General features: G+C 37.1%; 11 protein-coding genes. 4 read left to right on the top strand and 7 right to left on the bottom strand.

The features are described from left to right. The first annotated feature begins 145 nt into the window (after positions 1-145). Genes IW15_RS03340 through IW15_RS03330 form a run of 3 tightly spaced genes read left to right on the top strand, consistent with a single transcriptional unit; the run spans position 146 to position 3,385 of the window. Positions 146-1,579 (top strand): DUF4836 family protein, encoded by a 1,434-nt coding sequence (locus IW15_RS03340; RefSeq protein WP_165585158.1) that lies wholly within the window; start codon positions 146-148, stop codon positions 1,577-1,579. After that, positions 1,572-2,219, top strand: a complete 648-nt coding sequence (locus IW15_RS03335) for an ATP-binding cassette domain-containing protein (protein WP_034709287.1) — start codon at positions 1,572-1,574, stop codon at positions 2,217-2,219. The genes IW15_RS03340 and IW15_RS03335 overlap by 8 nt, the downstream gene beginning before the upstream one ends. Before the next feature lie 5 nt (positions 2,220-2,224). After that, positions 2,225-3,385 carry an FtsX-like permease family protein gene (locus IW15_RS03330; RefSeq protein WP_034709286.1) on the top strand — a complete coding sequence of 387 codons (1,161 nt, stop codon included), beginning with the start codon at positions 2,225-2,227 and terminating at the stop codon, positions 3,383-3,385. 44 nt (positions 3,386-3,429) lie between these two features. Here the strand turns inward: IW15_RS03330 and IW15_RS03325 are convergent, their stop codons facing one another. The 7 genes from IW15_RS03325 to prfA all read right to left on the bottom strand — a co-directional run bounded on the left by IW15_RS03325 (position 3,430) and on the right by prfA (position 14,753). Further along, a complete protein-coding gene (locus IW15_RS03325; protein WP_228384298.1) occupies positions 3,430-4,410 on the bottom strand; it encodes a M28 family peptidase in 981 nt (326 codons plus the stop codon). A gap of 49 nt (positions 4,411-4,459) precedes the next feature. Then, on the bottom strand, positions 4,460-6,580 hold the full coding sequence (gene scpA, locus IW15_RS03320) for a methylmalonyl-CoA mutase (protein WP_034709285.1): 2,121 nt from the start codon (positions 6,578-6,580) through the stop codon (positions 4,460-4,462). A 225-nt stretch (positions 6,581-6,805) separates the two neighbouring features. After that, complete coding sequence (locus IW15_RS03315; RefSeq protein WP_034709284.1) at positions 6,806-9,814, bottom strand: reprolysin-like metallopeptidase; 3,009 nt, start codon at positions 9,812-9,814, stop codon at positions 6,806-6,808. 134 nt (positions 9,815-9,948) lie between these two features. After that, a complete protein-coding gene (locus IW15_RS03310; RefSeq protein ID WP_034709283.1) occupies positions 9,949-12,051 on the bottom strand; it encodes a prolyl oligopeptidase family serine peptidase in 2,103 nt (700 codons plus the stop codon). Between the two features lie 97 nt (positions 12,052-12,148). Continuing rightward, complete coding sequence (locus IW15_RS03305) at positions 12,149-12,823, bottom strand: hypothetical protein (RefSeq protein ID WP_034709282.1); 675 nt, start codon at positions 12,821-12,823, stop codon at positions 12,149-12,151. A 71-nt stretch (positions 12,824-12,894) separates the two neighbouring features. Next, entirely contained in the window at positions 12,895-13,575 is a 681-nt protein-coding gene (locus IW15_RS03300) for a hypothetical protein (protein WP_034709281.1), read from the bottom strand. Positions 13,576-13,667: 92 nt separating this feature from the next. After that, positions 13,668-14,753, bottom strand: coding sequence for a peptide chain release factor 1 (prfA, locus tag IW15_RS03295; RefSeq protein WP_034709280.1), 1,086 nt, complete (start codon positions 14,751-14,753; stop codon positions 13,668-13,670). Between the two features lie 541 nt (positions 14,754-15,294). On the opposite strand from prfA, the gene IW15_RS03290 reads away from it, so the two are divergent. After that, complete coding sequence (locus IW15_RS03290) at positions 15,295-16,029, top strand: hypothetical protein (protein ID WP_034709279.1); 735 nt, start codon at positions 15,295-15,297, stop codon at positions 16,027-16,029. Positions 16,030-16,035: the final 6 nt, after the last annotated feature.

The following is a 16,035-nucleotide window of genomic DNA, read 5'->3' as shown; positions in this document are numbered from 1 at the left end:
ATTTTGTGGTGCAAATATATTAAAATTTCTGAATATCAAAGTTTTAATTTGTTTTTTTTTACGTTTTACTGATAAATAAATCTCCATCGGGTGTACAAAACAGTATATTTGCTTTCTTATACTAACAATTATGAAAAACACTTTAATGAGAACGTTATTTTACGTATTCGCGGTCGCGATTCTCTTTTCATGCAAATCCAACAAGAATGATGATGTCTTGAATTACACTACCGACACTACGCTGGGACTGTCGAGAGTAAATCTCAAGACCATCTCTGATAAAATTCCTGTGGATAAAATTCTGAAAGAAAAAAAAGATTTAAAGGAGGATGAAAAATTTTTCCTTCAACTGGTTAGCAAACCAAAGGAATCGGGTATTAATGTAGATAAACCACTTTACTTCATCGTAGATCAGGGGAAATCAACTTCTGATCCGGATCCGAAAGCTTTTTTCTGGATCAGTGACAAAGCTAAGTTCCAGAAGTCTATGTCTGACCTTACCAAAACGAAGGTAACGATCGACAAGAAAGATTACATCTATGTAGACGGCAAGATGACAGGAAGCATAAAAGGAGATATGGCAATCGTTTCCAGCGATAAATCATACAATCCGTACAGCGGCTACAATTATATGAATACGCCGGGGATTGATACTTCTTCTAAACTTAATGAAAAGTACTTCACCGATTTCTGGTCGAGAAAGGGAACGTCAAGTTCTGTGATTAAAGAGCAGGTAAACCAGTCTTTGGTTAGCGATAAAGACATCAGCGGATGGGTTAATCTTGCAGCGGTTGCAAGCTATGTTTCTAAGGGATATATTGAAACGCTTGCCGTGAATAAATTAATTAAGGATTCCGGAATCGGTTTTGATTTTAATTTTGATAAAGGCAAATCTGAAATGGATACTAAAACGTTCTTCAACAGCGACATGAAGAAGATCGTAGGCAAGTATTATGACAAAAATAAAATCAATTATGATCTGGTAAAAAATGTAGAATTGGATAATGCAAAATCTTTCACTATCGGATTTTTCAGTTTAGATTTTATGAGATATCTTGTGAAAGAGGCTGGATTTGAAGCTACGATCAATCATTATTTATCTTCAACCAACAAGACTCTCGAGGACATTACCACAACATTTACAGGAGATTATGCTTTTGCAGAATTTAAATCCCCTACGGATTCTGTGAATTATTACCCATCAAATAAAGCGGTTGTTTTAGGTTTTAATCCTAAAAAGAAAGATGTTCTTACCAGTTTGCTTCAGGGTCCTCTTTCTGAGGGTAAAAAATATATGATTTCTGACAATCAGGTTCTTTTCTCTGATGACAATTCGGTGATTTACCAATTCCAAAATAAGAAAGCGGGAAAAAATGCAAGACTTGGAAAAAAATCCGGGATCACATCTTATTCATGGTCTGATGGAAAGGAATACAACTCAAAGAAAAATGTAGATGTTAATATTATAGATGCTGTCAACGAGTCTAAGGAAGACAACGGGAACCTGGTTTCCAAAACGGTATTTACTTTGGATAAGAAAGATGAGAATGCATTGTATTACTTAATAATGAATGGATAATATTGTATTAGAAAATATTTCGCCCCGATATTTCACTCCCAAGAATATAACGCAGTCCGAAATATGGAATAGGGATATTGTCTTCAGCAAAGGAGACAAACGCCTTATCATTGCGCCTTCCGGGAGTGGAAAATCTACGCTTGCCACCGCAATGCTGGGAATGCATTTTCAGTATGAAGGCAGCATCAAATATGGCCAGCAGCCGGTACAAAAACTACATCTCGAAGAAATTGTAGAAAACAGGAAACAAGGCGTAAGCCTGCTATTTCAGGATGTAAGGCTGATTAAAGATCTCAGCATCTCGGAAAATATTCTTCTTCGCGTTTTTAATAAAGACCGGAAATCATTTATTCCTGTTATGGAAGAATATGCTTCAAGGTTAGGGATTGAAGGTCTTTTGAACAAAAAAGCTGAAAACTGCTCTTATGGAGAGCGGCAGAGAAGTGCTATTGTAAGAAGCCTGATCAATCCTACCCATTTCCTGATCTATGATGAGTGTTTCAGCCATCTTGATCTGGAAAATAAGAAGATCGCTTTTTCCCTGATCAACGAAGTATCACATAACAGTGGAAGTTCCGTATTGTTTTTTGAGCTTAATGAGTTTCCTTTTGAACATGATTATCAAATTCTTCATCTTTAAAGCTTATGAAGAAAATATTTAATTCAATCATCCTGTACGCAGGGCTGTTTATTGCCTTCATCCTTGTGCTTTCGTGTTTGCAGCTGTATGAGAACGCCAACAGACTTTTCGGAAGTAAAAGCGGTGACAGCAATTACTGGCTGACGTTCAGCAAGAAATTAACTCCTGATAATATCGGGAGGAGGGAGCTTCTAGGATTTAACGACAATGACATTACCAAGCTGAAAACATGGCCGGAAGTCAAAAATGTGTATCCGTTTTCAGCTAATGAATTTAAAGCTTCTGCCAACGGTGGAGATTTTATTCCGTTTTATACTGATCTTTATTTTGAGGGAGTAGACATTAGTGGTATTGATGTTCCTTTAACGGAGAAAGAGTTTCAGGTAAAGGGTAATGAGATTCCGATCATCATTTCCAGGGAATATCTCAATCTGTATAATTACGGTTTTGCTTTAAATCAGGGATTACCACAGATATCAGAAGATTTTGCAAAGAAAATTGAAGTTAATATCAATATTACCGTCAATAAAGAAAACAAAACCTACGTAGGAAAGATGGTTGGACTTTCGGACCGGATTCATTCGGTGCTGATTCCTAAAAAGTTTCTGGATTCATTAAATCTGGCCACAAAACCCAATCTTGCTGGCCAGCCGAAAATCTACAACCGGGTTTTAGTTCAGGTAAAAGATTCCGGTGATGAGGGCTTGATTGCTAAAATGAAAGATAATGGCTATGAGTCCAACCAGGAAAGCCTTCGCTCTGCCAAGATAAAGTCTAAGCTTTTCCTTGTATTGCAGGCTATTGCCATTCTGGGTGTTTTCATATTTGCTTTATGCCTTTATATCATTGTAAGCTTTATTAAAATCCAGTTTTTAGAGAAGCAGGAAGAAGTTTCTATTAAAAACAGTTTGGGATATTCTCCCAAAAAGATGGTTAATGATATCAGCAGACGGTTCAGCATTCATCTGACTATCGTTTTGGTCTTAAGTCTGCTATTAATTGCCGGAGGACAGTATTTTGCAGCAAAGTCAAGCATTTCAAACGACTTGCTTTCGCCTTATATTAATCCTTATTTATGGATATTGGTAATCATTATCCCGATTCTGGTGTATTTCTTTGTGAAAGAACTGATTTACCACTGGCTGATCCGCTCGTGGAAAATATAAGTAAAGGCTGTCGATAATGACAGCCTTTTTTATTGCATTGGTATTTATTTCAAGTTGATCAGACTCATGAAAATCCCATCAATCACATGAGCCATTCTCTTCAGATCCAGGGTTTCAAGAGTATCTGTAGGTTCATGGTAATTTTTATTTCTAAAAAATGAGGTGTCCGTAATCATCATGGCAGAATATCCGAAATTCCAATAATTCAGGTGGTCTGAAAAATCTATTCCTTTTAAAAATTTTGGAGCTGTAAATGTTTCTGTCTTGATCTGATTGGACTCTTTAAAATTTGTACTGAAAGCTTTTACAAATTTTCCTGCCCCGAATTTTTTAACCAGCGTAATATAATCTCCTTTATTCCCGTAAACCCACGAAAGAATACCAAGAGGATAGTCCTGGGAATCTTTATCATCATTAAAATAACCGATCATTTCAATGCTGGCCATTCCATACACATCGATATTGTTATCTTTCAAATATTTTGCATGGATATAGCTGCCCATGTTTTCCGTCCTGAAATAAGGCGGTTCTTCTAATGTATAGGCTACTAAGTCTATCCGATAATTTAGTTTTTGCCCTTTCAACATTCTGGCTAGCTCCAACAGTGCGGTAACTCCAGTTGCGTTATCATCAGCGCCTTCCTGTTCTCCGCAGACATCGTAATGAGCCCCTATAATGATTCTTTTTTTATGTTCTGTCCCGAAAGACCCTATTATATTTTTATAGATCTTTCCATCAACAGAATAGGTTTGCTCACGGGTACTATCACTATAGACATTCATATTCTGATGGATATAAGCCGCTACGGCATTCAGCTGGTCGATATTTTTATAATTCCGGAATTGAGGTGTTTTGGTAAGCACCGTCAAATGCTTCTTAATTAAAATGGAATCTGCCGGGACCGGAGATTTTTGTACCGTTTTATTATTCTTTAAAGAAGTCAAAAAAAAGACAGCGATAAACAAAAAGCCTACACAGAGGATTATTTTCCCCATTGCAGGCTTTATTAAATTTTTACTATTCATTTGCTCTTGATTAAGCATAAAAATAGATATTTTGTATTGATCTGGAAAGTTATTCTTCCAAAAATCTTTTTAAGATATCAACAGCACATTTCGGAAGGTTTGTACCAGGTCCGAAGATGAAATCTGCTCCATTGGCGTAAAGAAATTCATAATCCTGCTGTGGGATAACGCCTCCTACTACTATGGTAATATCTTCAGCTCCCAATTTTTTCAATTCCTCCACTACCTGCGGAACGAGTGTTTTATGTCCAGCCGCCAAAGAGGATACTCCTAAAATATGGATGTCGTTTTCAACAGCCTGTTTAGCTACTTCTTCCGGAGTCTGAAACAAGGGGGCTACATCCACATCGAATCCCATATCGGCAAATGCAGTTGCTACTACTTTCGCGCCTCTGTCGTGTCCATCCTGGCCCATTTTAGCCACCATCAGCCTTGGTCTACGGCCTTCCTGTTCTTCAAATTGTTGAGTTAAATGAAGGGCTTTTTCAAAATATTCATTTTTTCCGGCATTCATAGCGTATACTCCTGAAATTGTTCTGATATTGGCTTTATATCTTCCAAAGGTTTCCTCCATTGCATCACTCATTTCTCCTAATGTGACTCTTCTGCGTGCAGCTTCAATACATAAAGCCAGAAGGTTTCCGTTTCCTGTTTTGGCACTTTCTCTTATTTCATTTAAGATCTGGGCAACTGCTTCATTATCTCTTCCTGCTTTTATGGTAGCTAGCCTTTCAAGCTGTTTTCTGCGCACTTCCGTATTATCAATATCTAAAATCTCAATGGCATCCTGCTTTAATGCGGATCTGAAAGAATTAACTCCAATGATAAACTCTTCACCACTATCAATCTTAGCCTGTTTTTTGGCCGCCGCTTCTTCAATTCTCATTTTCGGAATTCCTGCTTCAATCGCTTTTGTCATTCCTCCTTCCTGCTCTACCTCATCGATGTACTTCATTGCTTCCTCGATCATCTGCTGGGTAAGGCTTTCCACAAGATTGCTTCCCCCCATCGGGTCTACAACATCGCAGATTCCGCTTTCCTGCTGTAATATGATCTGTGTATTTCTTGCAATTTTCGCTGAATAATCGGTGGGCAAAGCAATTGCTTCATCCAGTGCATTGGTGTGTAAAGACTGTGTTCCGCCTAATGCAGAAGACAGCGCCTCAATAGCCGTTCTTGTAATATTGTTAAAAGGTTCCTGTTCAGTCAGTGACCAACCGGAAGTCTGGGAATGCGTTCTAAGGGCTAGCGATTTTGGATTTTGGGGATTGAACTGCTTTAAAAGATTGGTCCAGATATACCTTGCAGCTCTCATTTTAGCAATTTCCATGAAGTGATTCATTCCGATTGCCCAAAAGAATGATAGTCTGGGTGCAAAATCATCTACATTCATGCCTGCTTTAATTCCTGTTCTTACATATTCAAGACCATCTGCCAGTGTGTAAGCCATTTCCAGAACCGGAGTGGCCCCCGCTTCCTGCATATGATATCCTGAAATAGAAATCGAGTTGAACTTCGGAATATTCTGAGAGGTATACTCAAAAATATCGGCAATGATTTTCATGGAAGGTGCCGGCGGATAAATGTAAGTATTTCTTACCATAAATTCTTTCAAGATGTCATTCTGGATGGTTCCTGAAAGAAGTTCCTGCTTTACCCCCTGCTCTTCGGCAGCGACAATATAGAAAGAAAGAATTGGCAGTACAGCACCATTCATCGTCATGGAAACGGAGATCTGATCTAATGGAATTTCATTGAACAAGATCTTCATATCTTCAACGGAATCTATAGCTACTCCTGCTTTTCCTACATCTCCCACCACTCTTGCGTGATCGGAATCATATCCTCTGTGGGTTGCCAGGTCAAACGCTACGGAAAGACCTTTTTGTCCTGCAGCCAGGTTTCTTCTGTAAAAAGCATTAGATTCTTCTGCGGTAGAAAATCCCGCATACTGGCGCACAGTCCATGGTTTCTGAACGTACATCGTAGAATAAGGTCCTCTAAGGTAAGGAGCAATTCCTGGGGAAGTCTGTGTTAAAGATTCATTTGTAACGTCTTTATGGGTATAAGACGACTTTAATTCCAGTCCGTCTTTTTCAAAACTATAGATTTCTCCGTTTTTGGGTTCCACATTGAAGTCCAGCTTTTTCACAGAAATTGTCTTTCGCATTCCAATAATTTTATCTCCGTAAAGTTAATTTTTTTGAATGAAACATGAAACTTATGTTAAGCGGATACGAGAAAACACATTTCAGAGAACAGACCTGATATAAAAGTGTTCCTATTTAATAGTGTCCTATCAAACCCTATTTGTACTTAAAACACAGAATTTATGATATTTACAAACAGAAAAAGCCGGACAAATGCCCGGCCTTTAATTAAGATATATGATCTGTTATTTTTTGATAAGTTTATGGTTGTAAGTGTTTGTTTCATCTTTTATTGTGATTACATACACCCCTTTTATTAATGATGCTACATTAATTCTCTTACCATCTATTTTACCGCTCTGAACTAATCTTCCATCGGCGCTATAGATATTATAATCAGCTTTCCCTTTTAAATTGGTAACTTCTACGAAAGTATCAGCAGGGTTAGGATAGATAGAAACTTCTGATTTTGTAGTTTTTACATCATCCACAGCAAGTACCGTATCGGTAATTCTCACCGTAAAATCCATAACACTTCCTGCTCCACTAGGAAGATATCCACAAGCACTTGTCAAAGCTGCAGCATAATTAGTTGCCACTCTCATTCTCATTGTCTTAAGACCTGCATATGCTGTTGCAGGAACTGTAAAGTTACCTGTAACAGTTCTAAGTCCTACTCCATTACTTACTTGACTGTAGCTTACTGCAGCACTTGCATATACTCTCTCTGTGGTTTCAAAAGTCCCATTTCTGTTATAGTCGATCCAAACATTATAAGTCATCGCAGCAGCTCCCTGATAGAGACCAAGGATACTTATTGGATATGAAGATCCTCTTAACAATTTAATCACTGCATCCGGATTTTCGCTAACATCTTTATATGATCTAAAGCTTGTGTCCGTATACGTTATATTTGAAACCTGTACTCTTCCAATATTTCCAACTGTATTGTATCCAGTATTCAGGATACAATAATCAACTCCCGTTTTAAGACCTTTCGTTTTGAAAGTATAGCTTGATGAATATGTTCCCGGAACACTGTTCACAACACCCGCAACCTGTACTTCATAAAAAGATTCATCTTCAAGACCTGTTAATCCTACAGAATTAATTGTACTTGTTGTATTAGACCAGCTTGCAGCTCCTAATTTTCTATAATTAACTGAATAAGTTGCAGCTCCAGGAATACTATTCCATGAAATTCTAGCTGTAGTTTTTAAAACTTCTGTATCTATAGTAGAAACTCCTGTAGGTGCTGCTGTGGTAGATGTAGGTGCTGCACCAACTGTAACAGCAGGAGAAACAGCATAGAAAATATTTCCTATTGCAGATACTCTCAATTTAATAGCACCTGTTATTCCTGAAGGCATTTGTACATTATAAGATCCTGTGTTAGCTGTAGAAGCAACTAGATCCGTCCATGTAGCTCCGTTATCAGTTGTATAGTCAATTTTTACGTTAGCAACATTATAAGGCGCTGCAGTAGTTCCCGCTGCATCCCATTGGATGTTATTCATCACATTGTTATACAATACTGAAGATGCAGTAAGACCATTAAATTTAAAAGGTCCTGCATTCCCTACTGTAACAGTTGTTTCAGTAGAAGAAACCATAGGGTTTATTGCATGATTGTCTCTCACTGTAACTGCATAATGAAGCTGTCTAGGAATATAAGAAACGGTTTCCCATGTTGGTTTATTGGTTAGAGTACCGTTCATTACCAAAGGCAGACTAGGGAAATATCTTCTTCCGCTTGTTGTTCCAAAGAAAGATCTTGCGATAGCCCCCTGAGGGTTATAACCCCATCCACTGTCTCCAGAGATTGTTGCATCTTCATCTACACTGTCATACTGTTCCCAAGTATAGTTAAGAGTATCACCCTGAGCATCTGTTGCCGAAGCATCCAAATAATAAGCCGTTCCTTTAGGAATATTATAAGCTGGAACTGCCGTAATTACAGGTGGAGTATTTAGCGTAATAGTTGAGGCAACCCCACAGCTAGACTTATTTTCTACATTTGTTAATATCTGATCAATAGAAGAATAATGGAAATATGCATCTGAGCTCATCTGTACATTATCATAAGTAATACCAGCATATCCCATAATTGTTGTTCCTCCTCCAGGTTCTACATTAACCCCTGAACCTTCAGTGCTGTTTGAAAATGTATGATTTCCTCCTAGCTGATGTCCCATTTCGTGAGCAACATAATCAATATCAAATGAATCTCCTTGAGGAACTCCATTTGAAGGAGAGGTATAACCAGAACCTTTATAAGAAACTGGAGAACCGTACTGATCAAGAGTCATATCATCACTGCATATACAGCCAATACAACCTGCATTACCACCCCCTCCGGAAGCTCCAAATAAATGTCCGATATCAAAGGCTGCATCCCCTACAGTTGTATGAAGAGCATTCATGAGTTCGGCATTCCATGCACCACCTGCACCATCATCTGCATCAGAATATGGATCTAAATCCGCGTTAGAATATACAATACCCGGCATATCCTGAATAAGTAGTTTAATTCCGAAATCTTTTTCGAATACCCCATTTACTCTGGTCATTGTATTGTTCATTTGTGCAATTGCACCATTAACCCCACCAAAGTATGCTGTATACTCGCTCGTTACTGACAAAGCTAATTTATATGTTCTGTATTTTGTAATGGATGGTCTGCTTGTTATTCCTACGCTAGAAAGCTTTTTTTTACCATTTGCCTTTAATAGTTCAATATCTTTAGCGTTCTTTTCGTTTGTACCACATTCAAAGCCTTGCTCACTATTTGTTCTCTTGGTCTTATAAAATACACCATAAGTTTGCTTGTCTGTTGAAATAGGCTCTATAAATTGAAATACTCCGTCTTTGATAATCATAGACTGCATTTCTGTTGGAGATGTACTAAATCTTAGATACTTAGATGGATCATCAATACCGACCCCCAGATAAGATCCTAACTGGTACCTGTCTGCAAGAGATTTCTCCATTACAGGGTTGCTGTATACTGCAAATTTTTCAATCTTTCCATCTACCGTTGGCAGAGAAATAATAACAGGTTTTGCATCTTTTCCTGTTTCTACAGCATCCTTTAGAAGACTTCTAAGAGATGCCAAATCTACTTTGTAAGAGTACTTTACCTCAACTTCCTTTCTTATTTGAGAAGTTTGTTGTGAGACAGGTTCCCATCTCTGTGCATTAAAGCTCACCAAACCGGCTGCCAATGCGCAAACTAGTAAAATTCTTTTTTTCATAATGATCTATTGAATAGAATTAATAAATTTTGAATATCCGGGGCAAATGTAACAATTATACCTATTACAATGTTAAAAAAAATAGCTAATTTTGACATAATTAGCTATTCTGATTAATATTTGTTATTTAAAATTTAGATTTTCATTCCCATTTCGTATAACGCAAATGAGATAAGGTCTGCATTTTCACCGATAACCTGTTCTGTAGACCGACCGGCACCGTGTCCTGCATTTTTCTCAATTCTTAATAAAATCGGATTCTTACAATTCTGTTTTTCCTGTAATTCTGCCCCAAATTTGAATGAATGGGCAGGAACTACTCTGTCATCATGATCACTGGTGATAATCATGGTAGAGGGATAACAGTTTCCAGCTTTTACATTATGTACCGGAGAGTATGATTTTAAATATTCAAACATCTCTTTGCTGTCTTCCGCCGTTCCATAGTCATAGGCCCAGCCTGCACCTGCTGTGAATTTATTATATCTCAGCATGTCCAATACACCTACTCCCGGAAAAGCAACTTTAGCCAGATCAGGACGCATAGTCATGGTAGCACCTACCAGCAAACCTCCATTTGATCTTCCTGAAAGTGCCATATATTCTTTTGAAGTATAGCCTTTACTCTGAAGATATTCTCCAGCAGCAATAAAGTCTTCAAAAACATTTTTCTTCTGCATCTTTGTTCCGGCATCATGCCATTTTTTTCCGTACTCACCGCCTCCACGGATGTTAGGAACAGCATATACCCCTCCATTTTCCATCCAGACCGCATTGACTACTGAAAAAGCAGGTTGTAAACTTATATTGAAACCTCCATAAGAATATAAAATAGTAGGATTTTTTCCGTCTAACTTTATTCCTTTTTTATAGTTGATCATCATCGGAACTTTTGTTCCATCTTTTGAAGTATAGAATACCTGCTCAGAAACATAATTATCCGGATTAAATTTCACGTTAGGCTTTTGATACACGTCTGATTTTCCGGAATCTATATTAAATTTATAGATTGTTCCCGGTGTAATGTAGTTACTGAAAGAAAAGTAAAGATCTTTTTCCTTCTCTTTTCCGTCGAAACCTGAAATATTTCCTTTTCCGGGAAGAGAAATTTCTCTGATCAATTTTCCGGTTTTATCAAATTGCTTTACCTGATCGATAGCATCCACCATGTATGTTGCAAAGAAATATCCGCCTCCGGTAGAAATCCCCAATACATTGTCAGTTTGTGGTATCACATCTTTCCAGGTGGCTGGAGAAGGATTTTTAATGTTTGTTTTTACCAGACGCATATTCGGGGCATCTTTATCAGTAAAAATAAAAAGATCATCGCCTTGGGTATCAACGATGCTGGCATTGATGTCAAATCCTGTATTAATTTGCACAAAATCACCACCCTTTTTTAAGTCTTTGATATACAATTCATTCCCATTGGTTGCATTCGCTGCGGAAATAATGAGATATCTCTGGTCTTCTGATACTCCGGCACTCAGGTATCTTCTTGGTGTTTTATCACCTCCAAAAATCAACTTATCTTCCGATTGTTTTGTTCCCAGTTTATGAAAAAATACCTTATGTTTATCCGTCATTCCGGAGAGCACTGTTCCTTCTTTCGGTTTGTCGTAGCTTGAGTAATAAAATCCTTCATCACCCTGCCAGGAAATTCCGCTGAACTTTACATCAACAATGGTCTCATCGATCTGCTTTTTGGAAACAGCATCAAGAATAATAATCTTGTTCCAGTCGCTTCCCCCTTCAGAAATGGAATATGCGGCAAGATTTCCTTTTTTATTGAATGACAGCTGGGAAAGCGAAGTCGTTCCTTTGTCCGAAAATTTATTAGGATCTAAGAATACTTCGGTAGCTTTGTTGGCATTATTTGTCCTATAATAAACTGCCTGTGCCTGCAAACCATCATTCTTTGTATAGTACGTATAATCTCCTTCTTTGGAAGGTGCCGAAATTTTTTCATAGTTCCATATTTCTTTCAGCTGATTTTTAATCTTATCTCTGAAGGGGATTTTTGAGAGATAGTTCTGGCTGAAAGCCACTTCTTCATCCACCCATTTCTTTGTAGGTTCAGAGTCATTTTCTAAATCCCGGAAAGGGTCTGTCACAGCAGTTCCGAAATAGATATCTGTCTGGTTTCCTTTTGATGCTTTAGGATAATTCATTTTTTGAGAATAAAAAGACGCTGAAAATAGAACTCCAGCCGTTAACAAGATAGGTTTAAAATTCATACCGAACGATTTTCTCAAAAATACGTAAAGTATATGACATAAAAAAAGTCCCGGTAATCAGGACTTTTTATTTTGATGATGAAGTTTTTTCAAGAAATTATTTCGGACCGAAGCTTTCAAAATAGAAATCGGTTAATCCGGCAACAATCTCATCAGGACTGCCATTCCAATAGTAAATTTCATCTGTTTCTTTAAGCTGATATAGCGCGAATTTCTGTTCTGTTGTTACTATTTTATCAGCATTTTTGAATTTTTTAGTAGCTTCAACCAAATATTTTTTAAGCTGCGCAGGTTTTATCTTCTTTGTATCTGTTCCGGGCATATCTGGTAGTTTTGAAGGCACTTTAAAGCTTACTGAATATATTATTTCAGCAATTTTTTGCTCTTTAACATATTCGTTTTGAATTAAGGTTGCGCTTTTAATAGAAAGACTTCCATTTTTAAAGTTATCCATCAATGCTTTAAAATACTCTTCTGCTTCTATCTTGCAGTTATCTGCTGCATCTTTGGAAAAGGATGTTAAAAAATGACTGACACTTCCCGTCAGCATTTCTTCTGAGGTTGCTTTAAAATCAATCTCGTAAGCGTTCTTTCCTTCTACCGTGGGTCTCAGGTAATCATTAAGCCTGCCAAGTGCTGCATTATCGTTGGTTACAAAAGTATTGAAATACATTTCAAATACATCAGCAGGTTTTTTCACTTCCGTCTGGGCACTAAGATTCTGACCTACTAATGCCAGTATAATCCATAGGAAGAACTTGAAATTTTTCATTATTTATATTTTGAATTATTTTCTGTAAAAAAGCTTCTAAAGATAATAGCTTTCATTGATATTATATGTCTTTATTTATTATCCGGATTAAAATTTTTAAAATAGAATTCGTACAATTTCCAAACCAGTTCTTCAGGACCTCCATTCCAATAATAGATATTTTCACCGTCTTTTTTCTGGTACAGTTTAAAAATCTGCATTACCGTTATTTTTTTATCTGCATCTACCAATTCTTTCGTCGTAGTTTTCAGGTATTTTTTCAGCTCTTCTGCACTGATCTTTTTGGGATCATTAAATTTTGGTATTGCAATTTTTGAGGGAACTTTAAAAGCTACCTCAACAGAAACTTCAGATATATTCTGGTTATCGGCCTGCTGATTAGGTATTGTTTTTATATTTTTTATGGAATAGGTGGCATTTTTAAAGTTGCCCAGCATTTTAGTAAAGAATGCTTTTGCTTCATTTTGAGATTGAGCAGCTATTTCTTCCGGAAAATTGGACAGAAAATTTTTTGTAAACTGATCCACTTCTTTTGTGAACACTTCATTTTGATCCATCGTATAGGTGTTTTCTTTCCCTAAAAACGGACTTACATAGTTATTGAGTTCAGCCAGCGCAGTATTGTCATATTGTACAAAAGCATTAAAATAAAGGCCAAATACCTTTTCCGGCTTTACGGTTTGAGTTTGTGCACCGAAATTTTGGACACACAAAATAAACATTCCTAATAAAACAGTTGTAAAGATTCTCATAATCTGTATTAAATAATTTTTAAATATTTCCGAAGTTTGGAGCAAAAAAAAAGCTCTTGGTAATCAAGAGCCTGGTATAATGTGTTACGGTCTTAGTAATTATCTTCTTCTCCTTTCATCTTTTCAGCATTCTCTGCCATAATCACGGCATCAATCATTTCAGAGATATCACCATTCATGTAGGCATCCAGGTTATACATAGACTTATTGATTCTATGGTCTGTCACCCTTCCCTGCGGATAATTGTATGTTTTGATCTTTGCAGAACGGTCTCCTGTAGAAACCATTGATTTACGTTGTGCAGCAATATCACCCACAGCTTTCTGTACTTCAATATCATACAATTTGGTACGAAGCATTTCCATTGCCAATTCCCTGTTTGCCAGCTGAGAACGTGCCTGTTGACAGATTACAACCATTCCCGAAGGTTTATGCGTTAGCTGTACTTTTGTTTCAACCTTGTTTACGTTTTGTCCACCAGCTCCACCGGAACGTGAAGTTTGCATTTCAATATCTGCCGGGTTTAGTTCAAAATCTATTTCTTCAGCTTCGGGTAAAACAGCAACGGTAATTGCAGAAGTATGCACTCTACCCTGAGATTCTGTTTCCGGAACTCTTTGAACCCTGTGAACTCCAGATTCAAATTTCATGATTCCGTATACCCCGTCTCCTTCAATTCTGATAATTAATTCTTTATATCCTTTAGATGCTTCACTTGAATCCGTGATTTCGTGTTTCCATCCTTTGGTTTTAAAATACATAGCATATGCCCTGTACACATCTTCTACAAAGATTGCAGCTTCATCACCTCCGGTTCCTGCACGAAGTTCTACAATTACGTTTTTGTCATCCGTAGGATCTTTCGGAATTAAAAGAACTTTCAGCTCTTCTTCTAAACCAGGAAGTTTAGCCTGAGCTTCCATTTTCTCCTCCTTGGCCATATCTACAAGATCTTTGTCTGATCCGTCAGCAATAATCTCCTCAGATTCCTGAATGTTATCTAATGCTCCTTTATACTGGTCATAGACTTTAACAATTTTCCCCAAATCACTATATTCTTTATTTAAAGAAGAATATTTTTTTTGGTCCGAAATGATATCAGGCTGTATAATAAGGTCTGCTACCTCATTATATCTTTGTTTTATAGCTTCTAATTTTGGAATTAATGATTTAGACATTATGAAAATTTTGTGGGTGCAAAGATAAGAATTATTAATTCAAATTAAAATCCTTTATGACCTGACCTTGAAAGTCTTTTATGATTAAATACAAAAGAATACATCCGTAATTCTTATGGTGGCTGTTTTTTCAAAGCTAAGTTGTTGTAAATTCTATTTTTTTTATTTCAATGATCGAAAAAAACTACTTACATTGCTTTTAGATTGATTTAATTTTCTCACTGAGAGACAATAATTTAAATTATATATTCTAATATCATATTCACAATTTACAAACTTTCATCCTAACTATAAAAATTTATATCATTAATTATATGGTATATATTGTTTTATGGATAACTTTATCACAATTCGATAAAACCAAACACACTGATAATCAATCAATTCAAAATGTAAATTTATCACACTGAATAACAGAAAGATATATAGATTTTCTATTTTTTTTTACTAAAAGATAAATATTCCATAAAAAAAGAATTTATATTTGCAAAGTTTTCTCTCCATAACCAATTAGTGAAAACGCAAAAAAAACACACTACAAATGACAAGTAAAAAAATAAATATGGCTGCAGTAGCCATACAAATTAGCGTTTGCTGCTGTGCCCAAATTGGAATCAATACATCAGCTCCCCAACAAGCTTTACAAATATCAGGATCAGGAACCGGAATAGCTCAGCCCATCATCAGAATTGACGGATTAAACAGCACCAATAATCCTGCACATGAAAGCACCTCATCCACTAAAAGAGTTTTTGCTGATGCCAACGGGACTCTCGTTATCGCCGGCAATACACAGACCAATAAATTTTACACCAGCGTATCGCTTCCAAATACTGCTATTCCCGCAGGTACAGAGCGCGCAGTCATCAGCCAGACCTTCACACTGGATTATCCTTCCATCGTACACGTAGAAGCACGAGTAGGGATTGCCGCAACAGATAATATTTCGGATCCTACGTCTTCTACTTCCCTGTTATTAAGAAACGGGCAGGCCAGATTATTCGGCAGCTATTACAAACTTACCGCTGCCCCGACTGGAGTTGCAACCAATACAGCATTCGGACAGGTAATCATCTCTCACAGTACCAATACCGGTGGAGCCCAATTGGATGGCCAGTTCTATATTGAACCTAAAAAAGAGCTTTATCTTCCCAAAGGTAATTACACGCTGACGCTTTACGGATATGCCCAGGACAGCACTATGAATTTCGCAGTCAACAGTTTAAGCCAGCCCACCCAGCAAATGATGATAAGCATCACACCAGTCAATTACTAAAACACA

The organism is Chryseobacterium soli (genome assembly GCF_000737705.1).
GTDB lineage: Bacteria > Bacteroidota > Bacteroidia > Flavobacteriales > Weeksellaceae > Chryseobacterium > Chryseobacterium soli.
Note: the sequence above shows the minus strand (reverse complement) of the source record. Positions and strands in the feature narration are given on the sequence as shown.

Coding starts and splice junctions, on each gene's coding strand:
- IW15_RS03300 (WP_034709281.1), bottom strand. CDS start 13,575: ATGAGAATCTTTACAACTGTTTTATTAGGAATGTTTATTTTGTGTGTC.
- IW15_RS03305 (WP_034709282.1), bottom strand. CDS start 12,823: ATGAAAAATTTCAAGTTCTTCCTATGGATTATACTGGCATTAGTAGGT.
- IW15_RS03325 (WP_228384298.1), bottom strand. CDS start 4,410: ATGAATAGTAAAAATTTAATAAAGCCTGCAATGGGGAAAATAATCCTC.
- IW15_RS03340 (WP_165585158.1), top strand. CDS start 146: ATGAGAACGTTATTTTACGTATTCGCGGTCGCGATTCTCTTTTCATGC.
- IW15_RS03335 (WP_034709287.1), top strand. CDS start 1,572: ATGGATAATATTGTATTAGAAAATATTTCGCCCCGATATTTCACTCCC.
- prfA (WP_034709280.1), bottom strand. CDS start 14,753: ATGTCTAAATCATTAATTCCAAAATTAGAAGCTATAAAACAAAGATAT.
- IW15_RS03310 (WP_034709283.1), bottom strand. CDS start 12,051: ATGAATTTTAAACCTATCTTGTTAACGGCTGGAGTTCTATTTTCAGCG.
- IW15_RS03330 (WP_034709286.1), top strand. CDS start 2,225: ATGAAGAAAATATTTAATTCAATCATCCTGTACGCAGGGCTGTTTATT.
- IW15_RS03290 (WP_034709279.1), top strand. CDS start 15,295: ATGACAAGTAAAAAAATAAATATGGCTGCAGTAGCCATACAAATTAGC.
- IW15_RS03315 (WP_034709284.1), bottom strand. CDS start 9,814: ATGAAAAAAAGAATTTTACTAGTTTGCGCATTGGCAGCCGGTTTGGTG.
- scpA (WP_034709285.1), bottom strand. CDS start 6,580: ATGCGAAAGACAATTTCTGTGAAAAAGCTGGACTTCAATGTGGAACCC.